We start from the raw sequence: 8869 nt of genomic DNA, 5'->3' as shown, positions 1-8869 counted from the left end.
GCTAGCGCCCCTCGCGCGGCAGATACGAGAGCTTTCCGAGAATGGCGTCCGCCAGCGCGGCGGGCAGCAGCGCCAGCAAGCGCATCCCGAGCACGAGCATGCCCGGAAAGGCGATTTCCGCACGCCCCGCGTCGAGCTTGCGCCGGATAAGGCGCGCGGCACGATCCGCCGACCACATTTGCCGCTTGTCGCCCGGGAACACGTCGCTCATCGAGGTCTTCACGAAGCCGGGCAGGATCACCGACATCCGGACACCGTCACGCGCAAGCACGGGCCGCACCGAGTCGCCGTAAGCCTTGATCGCCGCCTTGCTCGCGCAATAGGCCGGCGAAATCGCCATCCCGCGCAGCGCCGCGATCGAACTGACCATCGCGATATGGCCGTGACGGCGCGTCCGCATGCGCGCGATCACCGGCAGAACCGCGTGCAGCGCGCCATACAGGTTCGTGTCGACGACGGCCGCAGTGCGCGCCAGATCCTCCCAGTCCGCCGCGTGCGCGAGCGTGCTCGCGATGCCCGCATTGGCAATCAGCAGGTCGACCGGATGCGCGTCGTCGAACGCGTCGAGCCAGGCTCGCATCGCGTCGGCATCGCAGACGTCCACCCGCCCCGTCTCGACGACGGCGCCGTGCTCGCGGCACGCGGCCGCGACGTCCGCGAGACGCACGTCATCGCGGCCGATGAGCCCCATCACGACGCCCGGCGACGCGTAGCGCAGCGCAAGCGCGCGCCCGATCCCGGCGCTCGCACCGGTGATCACGATGTGCCGCGGCTCACGTGACGGCATCGGTCACCTCCAGGCGTGTTGCTTCCAGTCGTCGCACGGACCCTGCCACCGCCATGTCGATCCCCTTGCGCGTATAGAAATCCCCGTTGATCTGCGTACGGTAGATCACGTAGTCGAGAAAGGCCTGAAACAGTCTTTCATCCGGCGGTCCCGAATGCCGCCAGAAGGTATCCAGCCCACCTTGCCACGTCAGGCCCGGCATGTCATAGATGGCCGTACCCAGTGCGATGAGCGGGCAATGGTGGTAGAGCGCCGACATCCCGGTCGTGCTGTTGACGAGCACCACGCCGCGCGTATGGTCGAGCAAGGTCGGCAGATGGCCGGCGTCGATGAACATCACGCGATCGGCGATGCCGAGTTCGCGTGCGAGGCGGCCCACATGGCCGCGATAGTCGAACAGCCCCGTGTCGAGCGGATGGTTCTTCACCACGAGATCGTGCCCGCCCGGCGCATGCAGCGCAAACGAGCGCAGCACGACGTCGATCGAATCGCGCACGCTGTCGAACGGCGAGTGATGGACGATCTGCGCATCCGCATTGACCTGGAGCGGCAGCAGGTAATACGGCCGCTTGCCGGCAAACAGCCGGCGCGTGACGCGTTCCGCTTCGCGGTCGTACAGCGGCTGCCGGACCGCGCGCGCCGCGAGTCCCGCGTATTCGACGAAGCCATTGCGCGGACGGTGGCTGCGATAGTTCGGAAAGCGCGCCTGGTGCAGCGTGTTCGCGGCGCGATAGCGGATGTCGTGAAACGCGCGGACCGACAGCTTGTAGCCGGTCGCACGCCCCAGGTCGCGCGGCGGGGTCGAGTCGCGCTGCGACAGGTACCACGCCGGATCGCGCGACAGCAGCGACCGGCCGTTGACGCCATGCCGTTCGAGCGTGAGCCAGTGCGGCCGGACGTAGCCTTCCTCGAACACGTGCACGGTGGCGCCGTGATCACGGGCAACGGGGTGCACGGGGCGATGGATCGCCCGACAGTCGCCGAACAGGATCACGTCGGTCACGCCGTCGGCGCGCAACGCACCCGCGTACCAGTCGGCCAGCTCGTCCGCGGACCCTGTGTAGTCGCAAGACAGCTCCTTTCCGGCATAGATCAGGTCCCCTCCGCAGAAATTCACTCTGCGAATGCGATGCCCACGGCTGAGCAAGACATCGGCCAGCCGGCTAAAGAACGGCGATGCCGTGCCTTGCAGCACGAGGAAAGAGCGTCGCATTATTAATGTGATTAATCATTTTCAATATTTTTACGCATTCGCCCGGAATTACGCCCCGAATGCGCCGACCGCCGACATAAGTCAGCGCGCTGCCTGTATTTTCGACCCCGGATTTATAGGTGAAAGATTGTATCGTTTCCCGATACCCCCCTACAACCGCCAATACGCGAAAAATGTGACGCTCGAATGGCCGCGGTGGGATCTCCCGCTGCCGCCCGCCAGGCCGGCCGAAGCCGAAAACCGGCAGGCGCTGGAACCGGCGCCGATTCGCTAAAGCTTCGCGAGCCAGCGCTGAAGACCCATATAGATCGATTTTCCGGCCGTCACCCGATATTCAGCATAGGTCGTGAGCAGCCACATTTTCATTTTTCCGAACTGTTGCACCGCCCAATTGCGCTTCATTCGTCCCTGCCCCGTCGCCTGCCGCTGCGCATGAAGCAGCGCAATTGCGCGTTGCGCGTCGATCGCGATCCGCGAAACCGGGTGGACATATCGCGGATAGCGCAGCAACGTGCCCGCGACCAGTTCGTCCAGCGCGAGGCGACGGCGGCGCCTGGACCAGACCGGATGCGTGTCCGGCACGTCGCCGGCGGCGTGCGCGTGCACGCGCGGCGACGGCGTGCCCGGCGCCGGTATGCCGGCAAACACATCGCGTGTGAGCCCCCACCCCGCATAGAACGGCGCGCCATAGCAGACGACGCGCTTGCCGCGCAGCAGCGCCTCGAAACCGGCCAGCGACGTCATCGTGTGCACCTCGTCCACCTGCTCGAGACATGCGATGACGTCCGCATCGGGCGCCACGACGTCGGCAAGCCGTTGCGCGTCATGCAGCGGGACCGCGCCCGCCCGGTTGCCGCTCACCACGTCCGGGTGCGGCTTGAAGACGATGAATGCATCGGGGTGCGCCCCGCGCACGGCCGCGAGCAGTTCGAGATTCGTGGAAATCCACGGCGATCCCGTGCGGATCGACGCATCGTCCTCGACCTGGCCCGGCACCAGGATCACGGAGGCAGGCCGGGGCTCCGGCAGCACGACGCCACCCTCGCCGACGTTGTACTTGCCGAGGCGGGCATCGACCAGCGCAGTGCGCACGGTGCGCGCCTCGCGCAGTTCAGCGTCGTCGAACTCCGCGTGCTCGAGAATCGATTCCAGCCGCGACGGCGTGCGCGGATCGAAATAGATGCCGAGATCGTCGATCACGAGCGACAGCGGCGCGATCAGGTTCGAGCCGAGACCGACCGACCGGATGAAGCCATCCTCCATGCGCAGCACCGGCAGGTTCAGCTCGCGGGCGATAGCCGCGACCTCGGGATGCCGCGCGCCCCACAGCACCACGCATCGTGACGGGTCAGGCGGAAGGCGCCGCAACGCCTCCGGGCTCGCGACGCAGCGCACGCGCGCACCGCCCTGCCGCAGGAACGGCGCGACGACGCTGCGTTTCCACAGGCTCAGGCTGACGCACACCAGTTCGCCGTGCGAAACGGCGTTCATGCGGCGCTGCTTCGCGAGATGGGCGATCACGTCGAAGATCGTGCCGCGCTTGCCGGTTTCGGGATTCACGTAACGGCAGTACTGCAGGTACGCGGCATCGAACAGCTGAACCAGCGTCGCGCCGCCGCGGCGGGCCGCCAGCGCGGGCGCGGCCGGATGCCGGTCGTCGGTCAGGCCCCAGCCCGCATACCATGGCAGCCCGAATGTCGCGACCGGCTTGCCGCACAGCAACGCCTCGAATCCCATCTGCGACGACACCGCGTAGACCTTGCTGACCCGCTTCAGCAGCGACGGCGGGCTGACATCGAGCGGCAGCAGCCGCACCCGTGGATCGACGAGTGCATCGTCGACGAGGTAGCCGGTTTTCTTGCCGCACATCACGTCGGGGTGCGTCTTGACCCAGACGGGTTTGTCCGGGTTTTCGGCGAGCGCGGCGGCCAGCATCGCGCGGAACGACGATTCGTCGGCGCCGCCCAGGCGCACCGCGACGTCGCCGCGCGTCTGGTCGACGACGAGGACGGCGTCGTCGCGCCAGCCTTCCGGCGGCACGAAGTCGGGCGCGTGGTTGTATTTGGACAGGCCGTGGCGGACGATCAGGGACATCGCGCGTTGGGCGGCGGAGCCGGTGTTCGCGGACGCGTCGCCGGCCGCGGCTGCTTCCTTGACAAGCGCCTCGAGGCGGGACGGGCGGGTTGCGTCGTAGTAGATGCCGAGGTCGTCGATGACGACGGAGAGGGCGTTGTCGCCCAGCACGCCGAGTGACACCGAACGCAGGAAGCCGTCCTCGATGCGCAGCACGTCGACACCAGCGCGTTCCGCCCACGCCTGCGCGCGCCGGCCGCTTTCGCGAAGGCCCCAGCCGAGCACGCCGGTTACGCCGGACAGTTGCCACGGCAGGCAGCAGCGCACGACGCCGTCGAGCCACGGGTTCGTGCCGAGCCACGACCACAGGCCGACGCTCTGGAATGGGACGGCCCAGCGCTTCGGCCGGCTCACGGGTGCACCTCGTCACGCTCAGTGGCCGTCGGTCCGGCGCGGCGCGCGGCCGGCTTTCGGAACAACGCTTTCAGCTGCTTTGCGAGACACCGCGCGTACGGCGCGCGCGCGTAATGATGGTCGAAGCGGCGACGATGGCGCCAGGACTGCTTCACGAGGCCGTCCGGGCCGAGCGCGTATGGGCTCGAGTCGAGGTACGGCACGTCGTGCGCTTCGCAGAACGCCCTGACGCGGGCGTTGAATTCGAGCGCGAGTTCGGTTCGTTCCCGCTGGGAAGCTGAGACCTGCTGGCGCACGGCGGCCGTTTCGTCGCATGGCGCGGCCTGATCGGCGAGGGTTGGCAACGGTGCGCTCAGCACTGCCACGCGATGCGACGCGGCGACTTCGGTGATGAAGTCGCAATAGTTGCGGATGGCCTCGTCGAGCAATTCCGGAATCGGGCATGATCGGAACTCGACCAGCTTCCACAGCGAGTACGCGGTATCGACCTCTCCGAGGTTGAGCAATACCCAGTCGTGACGCGACAACGCCAGGCGATCCGTGAAACGGAGCAAGGCCGACGTGATCGAATTCCGGTTTTCGATGCCGATCGCCGTTGCACCCGGCACGTATTCGATGTCGAAGCGCACGCGCGGAAGCGAGATGGCAAACCAGACGTGCTCGAAGACGCGGACGTGCGAGTCGCCAAGCACCAGTACCCGGGCGCGGTAGCCCGGGTGCGTGGGCAGCGCGAGCCGCCGCCATACGCGCAGCGACAGCGCCTCGTGCGCGTCTCGCATGATCGCGCTCACCTTCCCAGTACCTCCGCGATCTGCTGCAGGCGATGCTGCCACGTGTGATGTTTCGCCACATGCTCCGCGCCGGCGCGCGCGCGCTCGAGGTCGCGATCGGACGGCCCGTTTCGCAGACGCGCAAACAGCTCGCGTGCTTCGTCGTCGTTCCGGACAACGTGGCAGAAGTCGGCAAACATGGCGTCGACTGACATCGCCGGCGTCGTTACCGCAATCCCGCCGCAGCCGAGGATTTCGACGAACCGTCGGGAAAACATCGTCGGCGAATCCTCGACCGTATTCACGTTCAGGGACACCACATAGTCGCGATACATCTGCGCCGTCTGCTCGTGTTTGACGGCATGCCGCACGTCGAGCCCCTCGAGCGCGGGAAAGCGGTAATGCGACGCCTTGCGCCCCGAATTGCGATCGACCACGGTAAGACCGAGGCCGCTGCGGCACGCGGCACCGAACAGCGTGTCCTGCCAGGCGCGACGACGCACGTGATTTTCGCTGCTGTAGCTGCCGACGAAATTCGCCCGCCGGTGCTTGAAGTTGAAGCCCGTAAAGCCGTGCGTGCGCGGCTGGATCGCGAACATCAGCGTGTGCACCGACGCGTTTTCGCCCATGACGGCCTTGTAGCGTTGCACCGCGTTGGCGTCGACCGTGAAGACGTGGTCGAACAGCTTCGCGCTTTCCACGAATCGCTCGAAATGAACCGAGTCCTCCTTGTTCCAGAACACAGTGGGAATGCCGCGATCCTTCGCCGCCTGGACGAGCCTGACCAGCGCGCGATTGGTTCGCTCCGGATGCCCCGGATAAGCGGCAATCTTGTATTTCCACCGATCGCGCAGGCCGGACCACGCCGACTCGACGAGCAGATAGTCGGGACGCGCGAATGCCAGCCGCCACCGGTAATCGCAAGGCCCCACCGGGATGACGCGACCGTCGAATACGAGACTCGACGATGTCAATCCGTCCGCTACCAGCGCGATGGTCGGATACGTTTCAATGCTCAATCTTGGCTACCACTAACGAACGGATACAGGAAATCGAGGCCTCGTCACACGGGCCGTGGCGCCGGGTCACGCCACTTTCTCCAGCACCAATACACCATCGAACAAACTGCCGGAATCCTCTTCGATTCCGAAGTACGCGAGCGCACGCAGGTTCCCGCCGCGGAATGCGACCGAAAACCCGTCGTCCGGGATCGGGTTGCCCTTGAATCTGCGGGCAAGATAGCGGGCCACGTCCGGATGACGATGCTCCTCGGCCCGGCTGGGAAACGGGACCAGAAAGCACGCGCCCACCGGGTGAGACTCGGTCGCCTCGCCGAGGCCGGTCGAGCAGAACTTCGCGAACTCCGAATCGGACGGATGTGGCAAGGCGGTCCACGGCCGTTCGAGCAGCGATTCGACCTTCGATGCCAGCGACGCACGTTGCACCGACTCCCGCACGAATTGCCATTTCGTGAGTTTCACGCGCGGCTTCTGACTTTCGCTCGGTTCGGCGCGCGGGGCGACGTCATGTTTGGCACCGTCATCCACCGGAGCGGGCTGAAGCGCGTCCAGTGTGCTGTCGTACGCGATGAATCGTTCCGATTTGAAGCCGACGCTGCGCTTGAACAGGTTGATGCCGAGACCGTCGTCGTTGACGTACAGGTAGTTGATCGCCTTGACCCACGGGAATTTCTCGATCAGTTCCTTCACGACACTGAACACGTTGAGGTTCATCACCCCGTTCTTCACGTGTTCCTTGTGGCAGAGGATGTGATTGATCTGCGCGAGTTCCCCGAACATGAATAGCGTGATGTACGAAACGAGATGCCCGTCATGCACGATGCCGAAGAATCGTTCGGTATGGTATTCGCACCCGACGGCGCTCGGACTCATCACGTATACCGGCGGGTTGGAATAATAGTATTGGGGAATCGGGCGCCCCTGCCGCATCGGATCAGACGTACGGATCTCGTAGATATCCTGCTCGAAGCCCGCAGGGCCCGCGTCGAGGAATTCGTATCCGAGCTTGGTCGCCTTCTGAATCATGTTCCGGGACTTGTCGCCAATTGACCGGAGATACGCGTCCACCGATTCGGGAATCGTCAGGAACGCCGGATTCGACTTTTGCAGGCTTGCCGGCATCAATTCACCGCTGCCAGCCTCGATGAAAACGGGATCCCGACCGTATTTCTCGACATTGTGCCGAGACGCGAACGCATCCATCGACGAGAACCATTTGTCGCAGTGAACGATACACTCGGGCCCGCAGCGGTGCTTCTTGAGCAGCATGTTGGCCCGAATTGCCGGTTCACGGACGATATTGACGGAATGCCCGTCGTCCCGGCGCTTCTCCGTCAGCATCGAGCCGCTGAGCGTCGCGTCGCTGGATTCGAAGTTCAGGTCGAAAAGCAGAACGGGGCCATCGAAATTCCACGTCATGATCCTGAACGACGTGACCTTGGCATTGATCGCGATCTCGGCGCGAAGCTGACCGTCCCGAATATCTTTCCTGAGATAACGGAAGTAGCCAACCCATGACTTCGCGTAGCCCATCGCATGCATTTCTGCGTCGGTCAGACCGTCGCCGCTGACTACCAGCAGCAGGTTTCTGTTCCCCGACAGATCTCCGTTGACGATCGCGCTCATCCTGATACGCGTATCGCCCGTCGCGCGCACGCTGACCTCCACGCCAGGCCCCGCCTTCTGCAGCGTCACCCTGTCGCTGTGCCATGCAGTCACGCGCTCCACTTCCTCATGGCGAAACTTGATTCCGGCCAGCCGCAGCTTGTCCTGAAAATATTTTACGAAACCCACGCTGCCCCCCTGCTTGCCAGACGTCCCCGCGCTGTTCGACCGGGGTTGCGTCGTGTACCGTTCGAGGCTGTCGAGCAAATTGGTGTAATACGCATTCACGAAATGAAACGGACTCTTCCCCCATTGATGATCGACAGCGCCGACCAGCAGCGAAGCGTCAAAATGCAGGAATTGGTCCTCGTCGAGATCCTTGCGCATCCGCGCATACTGCCTGCACAGAAATGCGTTTGCCTGGTCGATGTCGTCGCCCGAATATGACGGCATGAAGTCCGTGCCGTCAGAGCAAGCCTTGCTCCAGTACACTTCGTTGACAACCAGCGCCCTGAGACGGCCGTGCGCATCCAGCGCCGCCACGATCGCACGCCAGCCCTCTTCCCACAGGTCGAAGAATGCGTCGGTAAACGGCTTGATCACCTGTCCACGGCGTGCCCCCGGCTCGAAACCCGAGGACTGCAATTCACCCGAGACCGTACACCGCGCACCGAACTCGTCCACGAACAGGTTGAACCGTTCGTCGATCAGATCCACCAGCAGCAGATCAAAGCCTCCGCTGGCGAGCATTGCGCTCAGCCCATGCGAAACGTCCGATTGCACCATCCTGCGTTGAAACGGTGACGCGATCGCGTCAAAGTCGATGCCCTCGACCTCGCCGTGAGAAAACGCAGTCGCCAATGAGCTGCGCGCCAGATAGCCGACCAGCTCGTATCGCGATGATTGCGGATATCGATCGGTAAAGGCGTCTCGACTGACGCAACTCCCATGGATCAGAAGCTTCGGATTACTGCACGCCATCCATTTT

6 protein-coding genes are annotated in these 8869 nt (G+C 64.4%); all 6 read right to left on the bottom strand.

The genetic code is table 11. From position 1 onward, the window contains the following. Window position 1 precedes the first annotated feature (1 nt). Complete coding sequence (locus DID96_RS20855; protein ID WP_124601163.1) at window positions 2–787, bottom strand: SDR family oxidoreductase; 786 nt, start codon at window positions 785–787, stop codon at window positions 2–4. Then, window positions 774–2000, bottom strand: a complete 1227-nt coding sequence (locus tag DID96_RS20850; RefSeq protein ID WP_124601162.1) for a capsule biosynthesis protein — start codon at window positions 1998–2000, stop codon at window positions 774–776. The genes DID96_RS20855 and DID96_RS20850 overlap by 14 nt, the downstream gene beginning before the upstream one ends. A 270-nt stretch (window positions 2001–2270) precedes the next feature. Further along, entirely contained in the window at window positions 2271–4487 is a 2217-nt protein-coding gene (locus tag DID96_RS20845; protein WP_124601161.1) for a capsular polysaccharide biosynthesis protein, read from the bottom strand. After that, window positions 4484–5266: an SGNH/GDSL hydrolase family protein gene (locus DID96_RS20840; protein WP_124601160.1), complete on the bottom strand. Its 783-nt coding sequence runs from the start codon at window positions 5264–5266 to the stop codon at window positions 4484–4486. The genes DID96_RS20845 and DID96_RS20840 overlap by 4 nt, the downstream gene beginning before the upstream one ends. 8 nt (window positions 5267–5274) lie before the next feature. Next, on the bottom strand, window positions 5275–6276 hold the full coding sequence (locus tag DID96_RS20835) for a glycosyltransferase (protein WP_124601159.1): 1002 nt from the start codon (window positions 6274–6276) through the stop codon (window positions 5275–5277). A gap of 66 nt (window positions 6277–6342) precedes the next feature. Further along, window positions 6343–8862 (bottom strand): DUF6270 domain-containing protein, encoded by a 2520-nt coding sequence (locus DID96_RS20830; protein ID WP_124601158.1) that lies wholly within the window; start codon window positions 8860–8862, stop codon window positions 6343–6345. Window positions 8863–8869 lie beyond the last annotated feature (7 nt).

The sequence above is a fragment of the Burkholderia sp. Bp8963 genome, assembly GCF_003854275.1.
Taxonomy (GTDB): Bacteria; Pseudomonadota; Gammaproteobacteria; order Burkholderiales; family Burkholderiaceae; genus Burkholderia.
This window is presented reverse-complemented; position numbering and strand designations above follow the sequence as displayed.

Bases quoted from the DNA above. Each gene is read 5' to 3' on its own strand.
- DID96_RS20855 (WP_124601163.1), bottom strand. From the start codon at position 787: ATGCCGTCACGTGAGCCGCGGCACATCGTGATCACCGGTGCGAGCGCC.
- DID96_RS20850 (WP_124601162.1), bottom strand. From the start codon at position 2,000: ATGCGACGCTCTTTCCTCGTGCTGCAAGGCACGGCATCGCCGTTCTTT.
- DID96_RS20840 (WP_124601160.1), bottom strand. From the start codon at position 5,266: ATGCGAGACGCGCACGAGGCGCTGTCGCTGCGCGTATGGCGGCGGCTC.
- DID96_RS20830 (WP_124601158.1), bottom strand. From the start codon at position 8,862: ATGGCGTGCAGTAATCCGAAGCTTCTGATCCATGGGAGTTGCGTCAGT.